16 protein-coding genes are annotated in these 18,797 nt (G+C 59.9%); 10 read left to right on the forward strand and 6 right to left on the reverse strand.

All coding sequences use genetic code 11. From position 1 onward, the window contains the following. Positions 1-57: 57 nt before the first annotated feature. From GM608_RS02645 to gltX, 3 genes are all read left to right on the forward strand, one after another. The gene (locus GM608_RS02645; RefSeq protein ID WP_043560740.1) at positions 58-1,233 is read left to right on the forward strand and encodes a nicotinate phosphoribosyltransferase; all 1,176 of its coding nucleotides are present in this window, start codon (positions 58-60) and stop codon (positions 1,231-1,233) included. Between the two features lie 107 nt (positions 1,234-1,340). Beyond that, positions 1,341-1,790 carry a hypothetical protein gene (locus tag GM608_RS02650; RefSeq protein WP_154981695.1) on the forward strand — a complete coding sequence of 150 codons (450 nt, stop codon included), beginning with the start codon at positions 1,341-1,343 and terminating at the stop codon, positions 1,788-1,790. Positions 1,791-1,850: 60 nt separating this feature from the next. Continuing rightward, positions 1,851-3,188 (forward strand): glutamate--tRNA ligase, encoded by a 1,338-nt coding sequence (gene gltX / locus GM608_RS02655; RefSeq protein ID WP_249085413.1) that lies wholly within the window; start codon positions 1,851-1,853, stop codon positions 3,186-3,188. Between the two features lie 27 nt (positions 3,189-3,215). Here the strand turns inward: gltX and GM608_RS02660 are convergent, their stop codons facing one another. The 3 genes from GM608_RS02660 to cysS form a co-directional block, all read right to left on the reverse strand. Next, the gene (locus tag GM608_RS02660) at positions 3,216-4,199 is read right to left on the reverse strand and encodes an ion channel (protein WP_333644962.1); all 984 of its coding nucleotides are present in this window, start codon (positions 4,197-4,199) and stop codon (positions 3,216-3,218) included. A gap of 72 nt (positions 4,200-4,271) precedes the next feature. Next, positions 4,272-5,054 (reverse strand): RNA methyltransferase, encoded by a 783-nt coding sequence (locus tag GM608_RS02665; protein ID WP_043560726.1) that lies wholly within the window; start codon positions 5,052-5,054, stop codon positions 4,272-4,274. A gap of 8 nt (positions 5,055-5,062) precedes the next feature. Beyond that, on the reverse strand, positions 5,063-6,451 hold the full coding sequence (cysS, locus tag GM608_RS02670; RefSeq protein ID WP_154981603.1) for a cysteine--tRNA ligase: 1,389 nt from the start codon (positions 6,449-6,451) through the stop codon (positions 5,063-5,065). 92 nt (positions 6,452-6,543) lie between these two features. Between cysS and GM608_RS02675 the strand changes: the two genes are divergently transcribed. The 5 genes from GM608_RS02675 (at position 6,544) to GM608_RS02695 (ending at position 13,130) form a co-directional block, all read left to right on the forward strand. Continuing rightward, positions 6,544-7,941, forward strand: a complete 1,398-nt coding sequence (locus GM608_RS02675; RefSeq protein WP_333644963.1) for an MATE family efflux transporter — start codon at positions 6,544-6,546, stop codon at positions 7,939-7,941. Between the two features lie 272 nt (positions 7,942-8,213). Then, positions 8,214-8,510 (forward strand): YtcA family lipoprotein, encoded by a 297-nt coding sequence (locus tag GM608_RS02680; RefSeq protein ID WP_333644964.1) that lies wholly within the window; start codon positions 8,214-8,216, stop codon positions 8,508-8,510. A gap of 15 nt (positions 8,511-8,525) precedes the next feature. Then, a complete protein-coding gene (gene mdtN / locus GM608_RS02685; RefSeq protein ID WP_043560724.1) occupies positions 8,526-9,578 on the forward strand; it encodes a multidrug transporter subunit MdtN in 1,053 nt (350 codons plus the stop codon). After that, complete coding sequence (locus tag GM608_RS02690) at positions 9,571-11,433, forward strand: FUSC family protein (RefSeq protein ID WP_248460448.1); 1,863 nt, start codon at positions 9,571-9,573, stop codon at positions 11,431-11,433. Before mdtN ends, GM608_RS02690 begins: the two co-directional genes overlap by 8 nt. Continuing rightward, entirely contained in the window at positions 11,433-13,130 is a 1,698-nt protein-coding gene (locus GM608_RS02695; protein WP_052349106.1) for a TolC family protein, read from the forward strand. Before GM608_RS02690 ends, GM608_RS02695 begins: the two co-directional genes overlap by 1 nt. Positions 13,131-13,146: 16 nt before the next feature. Here GM608_RS02695 and GM608_RS02700 read toward each other — a convergent pair whose 3' ends face one another. Further along, positions 13,147-14,349, reverse strand: coding sequence for an MFS transporter (locus tag GM608_RS02700; RefSeq protein ID WP_043560722.1), 1,203 nt, complete (start codon positions 14,347-14,349; stop codon positions 13,147-13,149). Between the two features lie 329 nt (positions 14,350-14,678). Between GM608_RS02700 and rpsD the strand changes: the two genes are divergently transcribed. After that, positions 14,679-15,296 (forward strand): 30S ribosomal protein S4, encoded by a 618-nt coding sequence (gene rpsD / locus GM608_RS02705; RefSeq protein ID WP_043560719.1) that lies wholly within the window; start codon positions 14,679-14,681, stop codon positions 15,294-15,296. Positions 15,297-15,386: 90 nt separating this feature from the next. Further along, entirely contained in the window at positions 15,387-16,928 is a 1,542-nt protein-coding gene (locus GM608_RS02710; RefSeq protein ID WP_043560717.1) for a peptide chain release factor 3, read from the forward strand. A 65-nt stretch (positions 16,929-16,993) separates the two neighbouring features. Here GM608_RS02710 and GM608_RS02715 read toward each other — a convergent pair whose 3' ends face one another. Together GM608_RS02715 and GM608_RS02720 are read right to left on the reverse strand one after the other, a co-directional pair. Next, complete coding sequence (locus GM608_RS02715; RefSeq protein WP_333644965.1) at positions 16,994-17,935, reverse strand: endonuclease/exonuclease/phosphatase family protein; 942 nt, start codon at positions 17,933-17,935, stop codon at positions 16,994-16,996. Next, complete coding sequence (locus GM608_RS02720; protein WP_333644967.1) at positions 17,928-18,620, reverse strand: carbonic anhydrase; 693 nt, start codon at positions 18,618-18,620, stop codon at positions 17,928-17,930. The genes GM608_RS02715 and GM608_RS02720 overlap by 8 nt, the downstream gene beginning before the upstream one ends. Positions 18,621-18,797 lie beyond the last annotated feature (177 nt).

The raw sequence follows: 18,797 nt of genomic DNA on the forward strand, positions 1-18,797 counted from the left end.
GTGTCCGCCCGGCCGTAAGCGCAGGATCGGCCCAGTTCTGTCAGGGGAGACAGCGTGATGAGTTGGAAACAGACTCTCGAGCAGGCCCGCAGCCCGCAGGAGGCGTTGGATGCGCCGCAGATCGAGGGACGGACGGATGCCTATTTCCTGCGGATGCGGGACATCGTCAGCCAGTTTGGCGATTGTGAGGTCACCTATGCCGTGTTCGTCCGCCGTCCAGTCGTGGCGGCCTATGGGCTGGCCCTGCAATGGGTGCAGAATGTCGCCCGTCATCAGGGTTTTTCCGTCAGGATCACGGAGGTGCATCCAGAAGGTACATGGGTCGGAGCAGGGGATCCGCTCTTCTATCTGACAGGGTCGCTTGTTGCGCTGGCGCCGTTGGAGACGTTGCTGCTCCAGAAGACGGGTGCTGCCTGCGTGGCAGCTCATAACGCCTACCAGATGGCCCTTGCCCTGCCGAAGGTGCCTTTTCTGGCGATGGATGCCCGTCATTGTGCCGGTGGTGAGATGCAGGAGCTGATGGCCTATGCCGCTGCCGTGGGGTCACGGGCGGCACAGGCGGAAGGGGCCGTGGGCTTCATCGGCAATGCCAACCATGCCACGGCCCGTTTTTTCGGGCAGGAGCGTGGATTGGGGACCATGCCTCATGCCTTCATCGGTTATGCCGGGTCTACCCTGCGGGCGGCGGAAATGTATGTGGAGCGGTTCCCTGATGAACCTTTGACTGTGCTGGTGGACTATTTTGGGCAGGAAGTGACGGACATGCTGGAAGTCTGTCGCCGCTTTCCGGAAAGGGCCGCCGCAGGTGAGTTGAGTGTGCGGCTGGACACGCACGGAGGGCGCTTCCTCGAAGGGCTGGACCCGCAGCGCTCCTATGAGGTGCTGGAGCGGAACACGCCAGGCACCATCCGCCGCTACCGGTCGGAAAAGGAGCTGCGCTATCTGGTAGGGACGGGCGTTTCTGCGGCCGCCATCTGGCGGATGCGGGAAGCGTTGGATGAGGCAGGTTTTCCGAAGGTGAAAATTGTCGTTTCGTCCGGGTTCGGTATTTCCAAATGCATGGCCATGCATGATGCTTCTGCACCGATCGACATTGTGGGGACGGGGTCGTTCCTGCCGGATCGTTGGTCAGAAACCTACGCCACGGCTGATATTGTTTCCTACGACGGTGAGCCGAGGGTGAAGATCGGGCGTGAGTTCCTTCTTCAGAAAATTCAGGAAAGGGCCGGATGATGAATGACGAGGATAAAGAAGCCAGACGGGCTTTCATCAATGGAATCCGGGGCGGAGAAAGCGGGCAGAGTACCGAGGAAGCCGTGCAGGCAGAGGCCGAGGCAACCATGAAGCAGGATGAAGCTGGTTGGGTTGTCCGTATTCTGGATCAGTCCGGCGCCAGTGAGGGTGACGATGATGTGGTGGAAGAGGTGAAGGGCTTCTTCGACCTCGCCCACGCCAACGCTTTTGCCCGGGCTTATGTGCGGGACAGCATCGAGCGGTGCCGTGTCCCCGGTGCGGCGGATCGGGATGTGTTGCAGAGCTGGTTTGCTTTTGGCGAGAATGCCGAGGTCGTGGATGCTGGGGAAGACGGATGGAAGTCCAGCACGGAACTGGATGATTTCGTTTCCAGCCCGGCCACGCCGATGGAACGTGACTGGCGGGCACTGGACCCCCGCCGCCTCGTGAGTGACGAGGAGCTGGCCGGACCGCCTGATGAGGACGGTCAGGATGACGATGATGATGAGGCCTTCGTGGCGGAGGTCATCCGCCGCCGTCAGGACGGGCAGCAGTAAGGGACCGGGAACCGGTCCTGCAGCCATGCGTCCCATGAGAGAATGAGAACAGAGTACGGTATGAAAGTACGTTTTGCCCCTTCACCAACAGGGCATCTTCATGTTGGCAATGCCCGTCTTGCCGTGGCGAACTGGCTGTTCGCCCGTCGGCATGGTGGCCGGTTCCTGCTGCGGATGGATGATACGGATACGCAGCGTGGCAACAGTGCCTACGAGGAAGCCATCCGCCGGGACCTGACCTGGCTGGGGCTGGACTGGGACGAGTACGCCCGCCAGTCGGAACGTCTTGCCCGGTATGAGGAGGTGATCGAGCACCTCAAGGAAACGGGGCGGCTCTATCCCTGTTTCGAGAGTGAGCTGGAGCTGAAATACAAGCGGGAGCAGCGTCTGCGGGCCGGCAAGCCGCCGCTTTATGACCGTGGCATGCTGAAAATGACGGCCGAGCAGCGTGCCCGGGCAGAGGCCAACGGCAAGGTGCCGTACTGGCGTTTCAAGCTGAGCGGGGCCACCCGCCGCTGGACTGACCTCGTGATGGGGGACTGCCATGTGAAGCTGACCGCCGTTTCCGATCCTGTTCTGGTGCGGGCGGATGGCAGCATCCTCTACACGCTGGCCTCGGTGATTGATGATCTGGACATGGGCATCACCCACATCCTGCGGGGTGAGGACCATGTGACCAACACGGGCGTGCAGCTTGACCTTGCCGAGGCCCTCGGGGCGAAGGAAGGGCGTTTCACCTTCGGGCATCTGCCGCTGCTGCTGGGGCAGGATGGTGGCAAGCTGTCCAAGCGTCTGGGCGGGCTGGCCCTTTCCACATTGCGTAATGACGGGATCGAGCCCCGTGCCCTCGTGGCCTATCTGGCCCGTCTGGGCAGTTCGGATGACCCGCAGGCCGCCTCCAGCATGGATGAGATCGTGCGCGGCTATGACATCGGTCATGTGTCCCGGTCCGCGGCCCGGTTCGATGTCCCGCAGCTGCTGGGGCTGAACCGCCGTGTCCTGCATGGCATGTCCTATGAAGAGATACGGCCTCACCTGCCGGAAGGGGCTGATGAGGCCTTCTGGCTGGCCATCCGGGGCAATATCGATCTGGCCGTGGAGATCGCTCACTGGTGGTCTGTCGTGAAGGGGGACATCGTGGCTCCGTCCCAGCCTGAAGAGGCAGGGTTTCTTCAGGAAGCAGCCCGTCTCCTGCCGGAAGGACCGTGGGATGGGACGGTCTGGAAGCGTTGGACTGACGTGCTGAAGAGTGAAACCGGCCGCAAGGGAAAGACGCTCTTCCTGCCCCTGCGTCTGGCCCTGACAGGCGAGGATGCCGGGCCTGAACTGGCAGCCCTTCTGCCGCTCATGGGGCGGGAGCGGGTCCTGCACCGTCTGCAGGATGCCATGCAGCATTGACCTGATGAGACCGGGGCGGGCTGCCTGTCAGTCTGTCCCGGCAGAGGTCTCATCTGTCACGGTGATGGGCTCCTCATCCCTGGCGGGCAGCGGGTCTGGAGATGTCGTGTGGAAGAGGCTGAAATCCACTTCCATCAGGCCCTGTCCGGAGGCTCTCAGAAGGCTGACGAAGCGTGCCCCGTAGAGCATGTCCTGTGCCATGTAGGTATGGTGGGCGAAGACATCCTGCGCTGAAACGGGATCGGTGGCATTGAAGATGAGGAAAATGCGGGCCTGTTGTTCCTCAAGGGTGGCTTTGTCCAGCCCGTGGAGTGGACTGCTTTCCGTGATGTGGTGGGTGAAGGAGAGGCTGACCGGAAAAACCGGGAAATGGTTGTAAACCAGTGGCAGTATTTCCAGCTGGAGCGAGGTATGGCCATTTTCGTCGCATCGCGTACGGGCCAGAATGGCCTCCACGCTGGTATTCATCAACGGTGTATTGCGCAGGTTCCCCAGCCGGAAATTGAGTTTGAGATTCTCCCCCTCCTGGAAGATCGTGACGATGCTGCTGAACAGGACCCTGGCCTGCGGGCGTGAAAAACGGGCGAAGACAAGCCCGGTGATGATGGCGGTCGAGATGACCCCCACCAGCATCTCGAACGTGGCGAGCGCATTGGCCGCTGGGCTCTGGGGATAGATATATCCATATCCGACTGTGGAGAGGGTCTGGGCGCTGAAGAAGAAGTCTCCCCAGAAATTTCCACTGTGCACGTTGCTCAGCCCATGCGGCACGAGATAGAAACCGACGCTGAACAGCAGGTTGAGCAGCAGATAGGCAGCTGTCATCGTGGCAAAGAAGGACAGCCACCCCATGGTCAGACAGTTGTGATACATGTCTCCCAGCAGGCGGCCCTTTGATTTCCTGCGCGTGACGATGTTCAGGACGTTGTCCTGCGAGAGAAGGCTCAGACCCGGTGTCTGTGGTGCCGTCTTATGCTGGTGGAGCAGGGTTTCTGGCAGTTTCAGATGCATGGGGAGCCTATGGCAGGATGGAGGGATGGGGATGCTGCCTGCCCGGAATCTGGCCGGGCAGACCGGGACGGGTCATTTCATATGGCGGATTTTCCTGGCCCGTGAGAGTTCGCTGACGACACCATGCAGTGTCCGTAGTTCCTGTTCCGTTACCTCTCCACGGGCGAAAAGATGGCGCAGGTTGCGGATCATGCCCGGCCTTTTCTGCTCGTGGTGGAGGAAACCGCACTCATCGAGATCCCGCAGCAGGTGGGTCATGAAATTTTCCACCTCGCCCTTGGTTGCCACATGCGTCTCGTTGGTCATGAGATACTGCTCCGGCACCGTATCTTCGGTCAGGTACCACTCATAGGCCATGACCAGCACCGCCTGGGCCAGATTCAGCGACATGAAGCGAGGATTGAGCGGATAGCGGATGAGTGTGTCCGCCCGGGCCATGTCCTCATTGTCCAGCCCTGCCCGTTCGGGACCGAAGAGGATGCCGCTTTTCAGCTTCCGGCTGCTGGTGGCCCGCAGTTCTGCTGCTGCTCCACGGGCTGTCATGACCGGTTTGATGATGTGGCGAGGGCGTGGACAGGTGGCAAAAACACGGTGGAGGTCGGCGATGGCGTCATCCACCGTCTCGAAGACCGTGGCCTCTTCAAGGATGCGGTCGGCACCGGAGGAGGCATACCAGGCCCGGGGCTGCGGCCAGCCGTCACGGGGGGCCACGAGGCGGAGATGGAACAGCCCGCCATTGGCCATGGCCCGGGCGGTGGTCCCGATATTTTCAGCCAGCTGCGGGCGGACAAGGATGACGACGGGGTCAAAGGGAGCGGGCGGAGCCAGATCAGCTCCACCATTACGGCCTGTCATGGGATGACTTATCCTTTCCGCCATGTTGTGCCGGCAGGTCCATCTTCCAGAAGGATGCCCTGTTCTGCCAGGTCGTTGCGTATCTGGTCGGCCAGTGCAAAGTCACGGGCCTTGCGGGCGGCCAGACGTTTTTCAATCAGGGCTTCAATGGTGGCGGGATCAAGGTCTGTCCCTCCCTGGAACCAGTCTGCCGGTTTCATGGTGAACAGCCCAAGCAGCTGCCCGCCGGCCCAGAGGTGGTTCGCAGCGTTCTGCTGGCCTTCCAGCGCAGCATCGGCGTAACGGTGGAGAGCGCTGAGGGCCAGCGGCGTGTTGAGGTCGTCACACAGGGCTTCCAGCATGTCGGCCGGAATGCTGTCCGTGCTGGCTGGTGGCGTTTTCTCCAGCGCCCGGTAGAATCGGTCCATGATGCGGCGGGCTTCGTCCAGCTTCTCCCATGTGAAGTCCAGCGTGGAGCGGTAATGGGAGCCAAGAAAGAGCAGCCGCAGGGCCTCGGCTGGAGCACGCTCCAGCACTTCATGGATGGTATGGAAGTTGCCCAGGGATTTGGACATCTTCTCACCATTGGAGAGCAGCATCCCGGTATGGACCCAGTGCCGGGCGAAATGGCCATGCGGATAGCAGCAGAGGGATTGTGCCCGTTCATTCTCGTGGTGGGGAAAAAGCAGGTCGTTTCCACCGCCGTGAATGTCGAAACTCTCCCCAAGATAGCGTTCTGCCATGGCAGAGCATTCAATGTGCCAGCCGGGGCGGCCACGGCCATATGGGCTGTCCCAGCCCGGCTCATCGTTGCTGGAAGGTTTCCAGAGGACGAAATCGCCAGGGTTGCGCTTGTAGTCGGCCACGTCCACTCGGGCACCGGCCAGCATGTCCTCCAGCGAGCGGCCCGACAGGGCCCCGTAACTGGGGAATGATGTGACGTCGAAGAGAACATGCCCCTCCGTCTCATAGGCATGGCCCTGCGTGATGAGGCGGCCGATCATCTCCAGCATGTCGGGAATGTGCTGGGTGGCTCTGGGTTCCACAGTGGGAGGCAGGATGTTCAGGGCAGCAAGATCGTCGTGGAAGTCTTTCGTGGTCCGTTCTGTCAGATGGGAGATGTCTTCATCATTCTCCCGTGCCCGCTGGATGATCTTGTCGTCAATGTCGGTAATGTTGCGAACGTAGGTAACCTGTGGGTAGAGCGCCTTGAGCAGCCGGACAAGCACGTCTGCACTCAGCATGGAGCGCAGATTGCCGAGATGGACCCGGTCATACACGGTTGGCCCGCAGAAATAGAGGCGGACATTGCTGGCATCATCGGGGGTGAAGGGAACAGTGGTGCGCTGATGGCTGTTGTGAAGCCTCAGGCCGGGCCGGGGGGAGATGGGGGCTGTATTGCTCTTCTGCGTGCTCATGTCTGTTCAATGCGACAGAGATGCGTTTGGTGCAACAGGGGAATTTATTTTTAGAATTTGCACTTTGCTTTATATGCGATAGAGACGGTCTCATGTCTGCATCACGTATGAAACAGGGCCCCCGGATTGTGGGGATGCCGACCCATATCCGCACTCTTGTGCAGGTTGGCCTGCCTCTTGCGCTGTCCCAGCTTTCGGAGATGGCCATGGCGGTGACGGATACCGTTCTGCTGGGCAGCCTGGGGGTGGATGCAGTCGCCATCGGGGGAATTTCCAACAATTTCTTTTTCACGACGATGATCTCCTTTCAGGCCGTGCTTGGTGGAGTCGGCGTGTTGCTGTCCCATGCCCGTGGTGGTGTGGAGCATGGCCATGGGGGCGGGCATGACAGGCGCAGCATCATCAGTGCGGGGGTCGTGCTGGGCATGGTGGCGTTTATTCCCTGTCTGCTCCTTCTTCTCTGTTCCAGCGGTATTTTCAGCCTGATGGGGGAGCCGGAGATGGTGACCAGGCAGGGAGGGCAGTTCATCAATGTGCTGCTCTATGCCCTGTGGCCCAATCTGGTTCTGCTTGGCCTGTGTCGTGTGGCTCTGCCATCCTTGGGAGCGGAATCCCTGCTGTTGTGGACGATGCCAGCCATGGCCCTGTGCAATGGGGTGCTCAATGCGGCCCTGATTCACGGCTGGTTCGGCCTGCCAGCCTATGGGCTGTTCGGGTCCGCTCATGCCACGATGCTGACGGGCTGGGCCATGAGCCTCGTCCTGCTGCTTCTCTGCCTCGGGCGGCCACAGCTTCGGCACCTGCTGAAGCCTGCGAGGGTCCACTGGCCGCTCTTCAGGGAACTGCTGGTGCTGGGTCTGCCCATGATGGTCACGGCAGCCTCCGAGCTGCTGCTGTTCCAGATCACGACTCTCAATGCGGGGCGATTGGGGACACGCAGCCTTGCAGCGCATCAGGTTGCACTGAACACGATTTCTTTGCTTTTCATGGTGTGTCTGGCCATCGGGCAGGCGGCGAACGTACGGGTGGCTTACTGGCGGGGGGCCCGGAAGAGGGCAGAAGCCTGTCGGGCTTCCAGCGGTGCCCTGTTGCTGGTGCTGGCCTGGACCATTCTGACGGGCCTTGTCCTCATGCTGCTGCCGGGTTGGATCGCCCGCCTCTATTATACTGGTGGACCACCGGATGCCGGTACGTTCGCCACTACCGTCCTGCTGCTGAAGATTGCCGGAATTTTCCAGATCGTCGACGGGGTGCAGGCTGTCTGCAACGGGGCGTTGCGGGGCTGTGGGGATACCTTTGTTCCGATGGTGATCAGTATCGTGAGTTATGGTGTCGTGGGGATCGGTCTGGGGTACTGGCTGGCTTTCCACCAGGGCTATGGTGTGGAGGGGCTATGGATCGGCCTTGCGGCCGGGCTGGGTGTGACGGCCTTTGCCCTTGGGGCACGGCTTTACCTTCTGCTGTACAGGACGGGGGATGCACGGCCTTAAAAAGGTCACTTGCGGGAAGACCCTGCGGGAGGATAGGTAATCTGAAACATTTTTCAGGTTGTTAAATGTTACTTTATAGGGATTGAGATGCTGGTTGTCTCAATTCGTTTGAAAAAAGGGGTCATGCTCCCGTATCGTCGGGCGCTTCGATGTGTAAAAAAGATGAGTGGTCTGGTTGGTCAGATGCTTTGCGAGGGCAGGTGTTTCCGTATGTACGGGGGCAGGCCCTTCAGGGCTGTGTGTTGTCCCCGTAGCTGGAAACAGGAGCGTGCATGAAGCTGCCCGGAGTATTTTCTTTCAGGGCTCATGGAGCCCCAAGGTGGGGGCTGGCCCTGCTCATGGTGCCCTTGCAGGGTTGTGCCGGGATCGGGGCACCGAGCTTTCCTCTGGCCGGTGCGTATTTTCCGGCCTGGCTCATCTGCCTGTTCATCGGTGCGGTGTCCGCCGCCCTGCTGCGGCTGGTCTTTCTGATCCTGCATGTTGATGGCCTGTTGCGGTATCATCTGGTCACCTACCTTTCCATGGGCACGATGATAGGGCTTGTCGGCTGGCTTCTTCTCTACGGGTAATTCAGGGGCGGTTTCATGAAAAAAGAACGGATTAAAGGCCGCTTCCCGGTGGGGAGCGTGATTGCAGCAGCCACGCTGTTATGTGCTCTCCTCGGTGTCCTGTATGTGGATCACCGGTCAGGCCAGCATCCCAACAGTGATAGTGCTGTCATCTATACGGAAAGCGTACATGTGGCCGCTCTGGTGGGTGGGCGCCTCCAGACTCTTTCTGTCCGGGAGAATCAGGTCGTCCACAAGGGGGATCTGCTGTACCAGATTGATCCCGAGCCCTATGAGATTGCCCTGCACAAGGCTGAGGCCAGTGAAACACAGGCACAGGCCGACCTGAACGACGCCCGCCGTGCTCTGGCCGTCCGCATGGCCAATGCGGCAACCAACGAGCGCAAGCGGCACCAGGCCGAGGATGAGAAGGACCTTGCCTGGCGTACGGTGACCCGTCTCAAGCCATTGGCCGAGCAGCATTATGTGTCATGGCAGGTCTATGACCAGGCCGTGACGAAGTTCAACTCTGCCGTGGATGCCCTGGCAGAAGCCCAGCACGAACAGCAGGCCAGCCAGGTGGCTGTCGGTGATGTCAAACACGCCGAGGCCATGTTGCAGGAAGCATCCGTGGCGGTGGAACATGCCCGCTATGAGCTGCGTCAGACCCGTGTGACGGCCAACATAGATGGCTATGTGACGAGTCTGAATGTTCGGGAAGGCGAGGTGCTGGCTGCCAACGAGAACCTGTTTACGCTGGTTTCCAAGGATGAGTGGTATGCCATTGCCCCAATCCGGGAAATCAACCTGAAGCCGGTCCGTCCGGGTGACTGCGCCACCGTGTATTCCATGATCGACCGCAGCCATGCCATCCACGGGGTTGTCGAGAGCATTGGCCGGGGTGTGACGACCGATTACATGAGGGAAAGCGAACGTGGTGTGCCGTCTGTCGAGCGGCAGATGGACTGGGTGCATATTGCCCAGCGTTTCCCTGTGCGCATCAGGATCGAACATGCTCCTGAACATCTGATGAGACTGGGGGCAACAGCCAACGTGGAAATTCTCCATGGTGCTGCCTGTCATGGTTAAACCCTATCTGGACGCCTTCATGCGTCTCTGGCGGTTGGCCGTAAGGCCAACCCGTGGGCGCACGGCGCTGGCCTTGCGGACCGCCATCGTATGCATGGCGCTCGTCCTCATAGGTGAGATATGGCAGCTGCCCATGTTGACCCTGCTCACGCTCACCCTGGGGGCGTTGTGGCAGGGGAACAGGGTGGCGAACATGAAGATCTCCGTCATGTACATCATCTTCTTTTCCGGTGTGACGGGGGCTCTCTATGTGGGGGTTGCCACGACAATCAACAATTTTCTGGCAACGCTCATTTTCAACCTTGTTCTCAGCTTCGTCTTTTTCTTCCTCAGCACGACAACCATCCTTGGCATGATTAGTGTCATTGGCGGGTTGATCCTTTCCTACATGCTGGTGGCGCTGGACAATGTGCAGAGCGGTGACAGTATCGCCCGTCTTGTTCTGTCGGCATGGCGTGTGTTTCTCATCATCGCCGGCATGATGGCCTTTGTGGGGAGCTGTCTTTCTCCGTCTCCAGAGCATGTCCTCACGGACCAGATCATCGAGCGGCTGCGCCTGTCGGCGAAATGTCTGGGACGGCGGGGCGAGGGGCGCGGCATCCCTCAGGCCTGGCAGGATGCTGTCATGGATACCGTGGGTGAGGGGGTCAGCGGCATGTTCGGCATGCTCGGTGCTGCCACTGCGGAACAGCGCTGGAGCCCGGAAGACCTGTCCTACCTGCGCCGGGCAGCTCTGAACAGTTTTGGCATCCTGCAATTTGTTGAACGCTGCCTGAAGCCCAACGCCCCCATTTCCATGGAGGATTGTGCGTATCTGGCCAAGCGGCTGGAAGAAGCGGCGGAGTGTTTTGAAACAGGTGGCCGCCCGGCCGAAACGGGCACGGATCAGGTCTGCTCAGGTGATATCGCCCAGGAGATGGAGCGCCTGCTGAACAGTCTGGACCAGCCCCTGACAGCCGAGGACGTGCAGCTGCCTTCCAGCCAGTCCGGAAATGCCGCACCGAAAAAGAAATCGGGCTTTTTCCTTCCTGGTGCCTTTACGGACCCGGAGCATGTCCGTTTTGCCGTCAAGGGGACCGTCTCTGTCTGCCTTTCCATCATCACATACAAGATGCTGAACTGGCCGGGGGTGCATACGTGCATCATCACCTGCTTCATCGTGTCCCTGCCGACGATGGGGGCCGTGCTGGACAAACAGCGGCTGCGTATTGTCGGGGCTCTGATAGGCTGTTTCATGGCCATGGGCACCATCGTATGGCTCATGCCACACATGACGGACATAGCCGAGATCATGCTGGTCATGGGTGTGGTCATTTTCATCGGGGCATGGGTCAAGGCCGGCGACCAGCGCATTTCCTACCTTGGGTTGCAGATCATCGTGACCTTCACGCTGGCTGATCTTGCCAAATATGCGCCAACGACGGACCTGACAGTGCCCCGTGACCGTATCATCGGTATCTTGATCGGTCTGGCCATCACATATGTCGTGCATACCATGTTCTGGCCACACAGTGCGATGGGTGGGGCCCTGCAAAAGCTCAAGGCGCTTGATGGCCTGCTGGCGCAGGATATCACGGACTGGAATCACGACCAGCGCATGCTTCAGGCGGCACGGATACAGGAAACGGCCAGTGGGGCCATGAGCCAGCTGCGGCAGGTCATGATAGAACCGGCCGCCATGCGTCCGACAAAACATCGCATGAGGCAGTACATGCTGTTCCTGCGGCGTGCGGCCATGAGTGCCGGGTGTCTGTTCGGGGATATTGCTGCCAGCCAGCAGAAACAGTCTCTTCGTCTGGGGCAGATACTGAAGGGGGGAGAGACCGCTTCCCTTAAGGAAGGAGGAGGTCTCTGATGGATGGTTTTGAGTGGAAACAGGTCATGGAGCGTAAAAAAATGCAGCAGCCGGGGAAGGTATGGCGCAGGGCCGTGCTGGTCTGTAGTGCCCTTCTCTGCAGCAGTGCGTTGAGTGGTTGCCAGACAACGGCCATGCGGAATATGCCGCCTGCCCCCAACCAGCCATGGAATGCACCGGTTGATGTGAATGGTCATATCATCGAGGGGCATGAAAAAGGGGCACCGGGCCAGAAGGGGGGACGTGTCCTGAAAATGCCTGCGGGGTACCGCCTCGCATCGGACCGTGTCCTGCCGCAGCCTGCTGCACTGGGCACCGTGCAGGTGGATCATTCCTACGATCTGGCTGATCTGATCGACATGGCCCAGTCCATCAACCCCTCTACACGTCAGGCCTGGGATGCAGCACGGGTCAGTGCGGCAGAGACGGGCATTGCCCGCTCGGCCTATCTGCCGCATCTGACAGCCGTAGCCATGGGGGGGTATGGCCTGCTGGAGCCACACAACCGCTTCCGGGTGGCAGGCCAGCATGCGAGTCTGAATACCCGCCTTCAGGGCACACTGGAACGTCAGCAGGTCGGGCTGGAATGGTTGCTGTTCGACTTCGGCAAACGTCGTGCCGTGATGGAGGAAGCGACCCAGAAGAGCATTGGGCAGAACATCCTCTTTACTGGTGAACACCAGAAGGTCATCCACAAGGTGGCTCTGGCTTATTACCGTTATGCGGCTGCTCTGAACAATGTGGCGCTTGTGCGCCAGTCTCTTGAGAATGCCCATGCGATTGCCCGGGCCGCAGATGCCAACCTGAGAAACGGGGAAGGGACGGTCATTGATACGTCACAGGCCGAGCAGGCCGTGGCGGAAGCCGAGCTGGTGCTGGCCAGAACGGAAGGGGATGTGGAGACATACCGGCTGGAGCTGCTGGCTGCCGTGGGCGTGAATCCATCCCAGCCACTGCATGTGCAGACGGACAGCGGGAGGAACATCCGCGTTGAGGATATCCGCCTGAGTGATGAGATGGTGCATGAGGCTGTGGCCCGTCGGCCGGATGTCCTGGCAGCCTATACGAGCCTGCGTGCCGCCCAGAGTGCGGTGGAAGGCGCCCGTGCCAGCTACAGGCCGCAGATTTTCATGAGTGGCAATGTCGGGTACAACTTTGATGACCTGCATTTTCGCAACCTGCCGCTTGTCAATGTGAACTCGATCAACGATCGTGTGCACACATTCGGGGGTCTCATCACGGCAGGTATTTCCGTGCCGATCTATGATGGCGGGCTGCGTCGCAATCGTCTGCGGCAGGCGCATGAGCGGGAAGACAGTGCCCGTGCTGCGCTGCAGGACACGCAGAACAATGCTGTCCGGACGATCGTGAGTGCAGAGGCCATGCTGCATACGGGCATCACGGCCTATCAGGCGGCACTGAGCCTCCAGAAGGCTAGCCAGACCGGCTTTGATGCCGCCCTTACAGCCTACCGTTCGGGTGATGGTACGATGACCCGGATGCTGGAGCTCCAGAATACGCTGCTCAATGCCCGCCTGTCCGTTTCGGACAGCTATTACGGCATGTTGAGTGCAGCCGCATCATTGGCCTATGCGGCTGGTACGCTGGGCAGCAGCAGTGTTCTGTCCAATATTGAAGGTTCATTGGAAGAAGCAGCTCCGGCTGTGCCGGTCTCCAGCGGTCAGGCCCCCGGCTGAGGGGCCTGCCGTTTTTTCATGGCTTGTGAAGGCGGGCGACCTGGAGCGTGACGAGGTAGATCAGCAGCCCGCTGGCTGAGAGGATGGCCCCGCCCCAGCCAACGGCGCTGATGCCTAGGCCGTGCTCTACCAGCATGGCACCCAGGGATGCCCCCAGAGCGTTGGCGATGTTGAAGGCCGAGTGATTCAGCGAGGCTGCCAGCGTCTGGGCATCTCCGGCAACATCCATGAGACGGGCCTGCATGGCGGGACTGAGGATGATCGTGGCAGCAGGCAGGAAGAAGCAGACAACCAGCATGGCAGTGCTGGAGGGAAGCAGCAGCCAGAAGGCCAGCATGAAGACAACGCTGGCAATCAGGCTGAAAATGGTCGTGCGGTTCAGGTTCCTGTCAATCATGGCCCCGCCGAAGGCATTGCCGGCGACCATTCCGCATCCCCAGATGACCTGATAGAGCGTGACCATCCAGGGGCTGAGATGCGTTACCTGTCCCAGCCCGGAGGTCAGGAAGGTATAGACGGCGAACATGCCGCCGAAACCGATGGCCCCGGTCAGCAGGGTCAGCAGGACGTGGGGGTTCCTGAAGGCGGACAGCTCGGAACGGGCATTGATGTTGTTCTGCGGGCGGTCAGCGGGGATGAAAAAGGCTACCCCGGCCACGCAGATCAGCCCCAGAACGGACAGGGCTCCATAAATCACTTCCCACGGAACATATTGGGAGAGGAACGTGCTGAGTGGTGCGCCTATGACGGTGGAGATCATGATGCCGGACAGGACCATGCTGATGGCCCGTCCCCGCCGGGCCCGTTCGACCATGGAGGCACCCGTCAGGGCAGCGATACCGAAATAGGCCCCATGGGGCAGCCCTGTGATGAAGCGCATGACCTCGATGGGCAGGAGTGAGGTAAAGAGGATGGTGCCGATATTGCCGATGCAGAACAGGGAGAGCAGAAGCAGCAGGACTGTCCGGCGGGGCAGGCGGGCTCCGGCGATGGCCATGATGGGGGCACCCACTACCACGCCAAGAGCATAGGCGGAGATGACGGCGCTGGCCTGCCCGATGGAAATGTCAAGGGCATGGGAGAAGGCAGGCAGGATGCCCATCATTCCGAATTCTCCCGTGCCAATGGTAAAGGTCCCGAGCATGAGGGCTGCAATGGCCGGGGCGACGCCATGAGGCGGGGTCAGGCGTGGGCCTGTAACCGTTTCGGTCTGCTCCATAAAGGGAGTGCTCCAGTCTGATTGGGGATGACGAGGATATACGGGATATGGCCTGTTTTTTCCAATCTCTTCTTGCCGTTCAGGCATGGCGTACGACCTTCCCACATGGTCGGATTTCTTGACACTCTGTCCTGCCTCGTGTAACGGCAGTGCCATTGCCGGGAATGTTGGATGGTCTGGCCGGGATGATGCGTGCTGTGGCGCACTGTTCCATGAGGTCCGCAGGCTGTTCCGTTCTCCAGTACCCCGTGATGGGGGAGGGGAACCTACCGGTGCAACAAAGGGCTGTCGCACAGAGCCGCCGGTCTGAGAGAATACGGGTTTAACCGATGTCAAAACGTCTTGAGAGCAAGTACAAGATCAACCGCCGCCTCGGCGTCAACCTGTGGGGCCGTGCCAAGTCCCCGGTCAACCGTCGTGAATATGGCCCGGGTCAGCATGGTCAGCGTCGCCGTCAGAAGCCGTCTGACTACTCCGTGCAGCTGATGGCCAAGCAGAAGCTGAAGGGCTATTACGGCAACATCAGCGAGAAGCAGTTCCGCCGCTATTATGACGAGGCCGTGCGCCGCAAGGGTGATACCTCTGAGAACCTGATCGGCCTGCTGGAGCGTCGTCTGGATGCCGTCATCTACCGTCTGAAATTCGCCATGACGCCGTTCGCTGCCCGTCAGTTCGTCAGCCACGGTCATGTGCTGGTCAACGGCAAGCGCGTCAACATCCCCTCCTATCTGGTGAAGGAAGGCGATGTGATCGAGGTGCGTGAGAAGTCCAAGCAGCTCGCCATCGTTCTGGATTCCGTCCAGAGTGCCGAGCGTGATGTGCCGGAATACATCGAGGTGGATCATCGCCAGATGAAGGGTACCTTCATCCGTGTTCCGCAGCTCTCCGATGTGCCTTACCCGGTGCAGATGGAACCGAATCTGGTGGTCGAGTTCTACTCCCGCTAAGATACGGCTACTGGCTGTATATGGAGGCGCCGGGCGGTTTTACCGTCCGGCGTTTGCCGTTTCTTACGCTCTCTTCCCAGGAAGGCTGATATGTCCGACCCTACCATCGCTGCGGAGATTCCCCGGCGGCGCACTTTTGCCATCATTTCCCATCCTGATGCCGGTAAGACCACGCTGACAGAGCGCATCCTGCGGGCAGGTGGGGCCATCCAGATGGCCGGGAATGTCCGGGCCAAGGGAGAGCGGCGGCGGACACGGTCGGACTGGATGAGCATCGAGAAGGACCGTGGCATTTCGGTCGTCACCTCGGTGATGACCTTCAATTATGGTGGATGTGTCTTCAACCTGCTGGACACGCCGGGCCATGAGGACTTCTCCGAGGATACCTACCGCACGTTGACAGCGGTGGACTGCGCCGTGATGGTGATTGATGCCGCCAAGGGCATCGAGGCCCGGACCCGCAAGCTGTTCGAGATCTGCCGTCTGCGGGATATTCCCATCGTCACCTTCATCAACAAGATGGACCGTGAGGCGCAGGACTGTTTTGCCCTGCTGGATGAAATCTCCAGTGCGCTGGCTCTGGACGTCTCCCCGGCGACATGGCCGGTCGGGCGTGCGGCGAAATTTGCCGGTATTTATGACCTTCGTACGAAGTCCTTGCACCTGAAGGAAGAGCTGCCCGAGGATGATGAGCGGCTGGCCCAGATGCGGGAAGAAGTAGAACTGGCCGAGGTGGCCCTTCCTCCTTTCGAGAAGGAATTTTTCGATGAAGGACATCTGACACCCGTTTTCTTCGGTTCAGCCATGAAAGAGATTGGGGTGACGGACCTTCTGGATGCTCTGGCTGCCTATGGGCCGCCGCCCCGTGCCCAGCCCTCTGAGACACGGGATGTGCAGGCGACGGAAGAGAATGTCACGGCCCTGATTTTCAAGATTCAGGCCAATATGGACCCCAATCACCGGGATCGCATGGCTTTTGCCCGTGTCTGTTCAGGGAAGCTGACCCGTGGGATGCGTCTGAAGCATGTGCGTATCGGCAAGCAGTTCGCCCTTCATACGCCACAGTTTTTCTTTGCGCAGGACCGGCAGCTGGTGGAGGAAGCCTTTGCCGGGGACGTGGTGGGGATTCCCAACCATGGGACACTTCGCATTGGTGATACGTTGACGGATGGTGAGGACCTGCGCTTCACGGGGGTTCCGCATTTTGCCCCGGAAATCCTGCGTCGTGTGCGGCTGGATGATGCCATGAAGGCGAAGAAGCTGCGTCAGGCCCTCGTGGAGCTGGCGGAAGAGGGGGTCGTCCAGCTGTTCCGCCCGCAGGATGGAGCCCCGCCAATCGTGGGCGTGGTGGGGACCCTCCAGCTGGACGTGCTGCAGTCCCGCCTCCAGGCGGAATATAACGTGCCGGTCGGTTTTGAGAGCACGCCTTTCACGCTTGCCCGTTGGGTCACGGGCGATAAAGCTGCCCTGGAGCAGTTTGTGGCCCTAAACCGGAGTGCGATGGCTGATGATCTGGATGGTGATCCAGTCTTCCTTGCCGGTTCTGGCTTCATGATGAACCGGGCTATCGAGATGAATGAGGCTCTCAGTTTCCATGACATCAAGCAGATCGGGATGTCTGGAACGGCCTGAAGTTCTTCCTGCCCGAAACATGAGGAAAGGCCCGGGCGGGGAGACCGTCCCGGGCTTTTCTGTTTTCAGGGCAGCCTGATCTGCACGGAGACAGGACAGTGGTCTGAAAGGGTCAGCCCTTGTGCCACATTGCGCAAGAGCATGACACGGAGACTTCCCGGAATGAACCAGTCCCGGGCCTGATTGCCGAGCAGGATGTGATCGATGAACAGGTCACCACTGCGGCGGCAGGGGCTGGTAAAGCCCGCCGTGGTGAGAGTCAGGCTGGCGTCGTTCTGGAGATTTTGCATGAGAGGGTCAGCCGGTGTCAGGCGGCGGTTGAAATCTCCCAGAATGGCAAAGGGCGTCCCGTCATCCACCCTGTCCAGTATCCAGTCCTCGATGACATGGAATTGTTGATAGAGTAGGGAACAGGCACGTTTTCTGGCAGCAAGAGGCTGTGCCCAGCATCCGGTTTTCAGATGGACGATGAGCAGTCTCAGGCTGGAGGCTCCTTTGCGGAGGGTGACATCCATGCCGCCCCGGAGGGGGTGATGATGCCCCGGCTGCGGGATATTGAGAGCCGTGATCTCGGGATTGACGGTGACGCTCAGGCCGGCCGTCCGCCGGATCGCCAGCCCGACCTTCTGGGGAATAGGGTCTGGCGTGATGTAGAGGTCATACTCGTCCTGAGGGAAAACAAGCTGGGCCGCCGCAAGACTGTCCACTTCTTCAAAAGCGAGGATGTCACTGTGGAGACGGTGTGCCTGATGACGCAGGGCTGCGAAGTCTGTAGCCGTGCGTGTGGGGGCATCAGGGGGCAGGGTATGGTCACTGGCAGGGCGGAGGGTGAGCCAGTCCATGTTCCAGCTGGTCAGCTTCAGGCTTTCCGAAGCCTGTGCTGGGGACAGCAGCAGGATGAAGCTGCACAGCAGAGAGAGTGCAAGGGACAGGGCGTGGCATGAAAAACCGCCTGCCCCGGGGGACAGACGGCTCTCCGGTGCCAGAAAGGGCACGCTGTCAGGCATGGTTGGCTGTGCCGGTTTCCTTGAGAAGGGCGATGGCCTCTTCAACGGAATATTCCGTCTTGTTATTCTCGTGGAGAATGTACATGCGTCCATTCTGGATGTCGTAGTACCAGCCTTGTACGTTCAGCTCGTTACGGGACAGAGCCTTGGCAACGATCGGGTGTGTCTTCAGATGGGTGAGCTGAAGGCGGACATTGGCCTCAGCCAGATCGCGGACATCTTTGGGGCCAACATCTTCAGCCCGCAGATCGCCGATGGTGGCAGCAGCGGCCTCGGCATTGTGCAGCCAGCGGCGGACGGTTGGCATGTCGGCCAGCTTTTCCGGGTTTGTGGTCAGATTGATGAGGGCGGACATGGCCCCGCAGTTGGAGTGGCCACAGATGATGATGTTTTTTACCCCCAGAGCTCCGACGGCGTATTCGATGGCGGAAGCCACGGCCCCGACCATGTTGCCATAGGCCGGAACGATGTTGCCGACATTGCGGATGAGGAACAGCTCACCCGGTTCTGTCTGGGTGATCAGGCTCGGGCTGATGCGGCTGTCGGCGCAGGTGATGAATAGCGTTGGTGGGTTCTGATCGTAAGCCAGACTCTGGAAGAGATCCTTTTTTCCCGGATACACCTCTTCTTCAAAGGTGCGGACGCCATCAAGGAGTTCCAGAAGAGTGTTACGGTGGAAGACCATAGCGTTATGTTTCCTGATCAAAGACGCATCATGCGGGGCAAAGCCCTGGCGAGCCCACTATGGGCGAGGCAGGTCACGGTGCCCATAGGCCATATATTAAAAATCTTTTTAAGAAGCGTCCAGACGAAAGCCCCTCCTGATTCATGAAATGTCTTTCATGACCTAGGCGGGCAAGGC

It is taken from the genome of Bombella sp. ESL0380, from assembly GCF_009725805.1.
Taxonomy (GTDB): domain Bacteria; phylum Pseudomonadota; class Alphaproteobacteria; order Acetobacterales; family Acetobacteraceae; genus Bombella; species Bombella apis.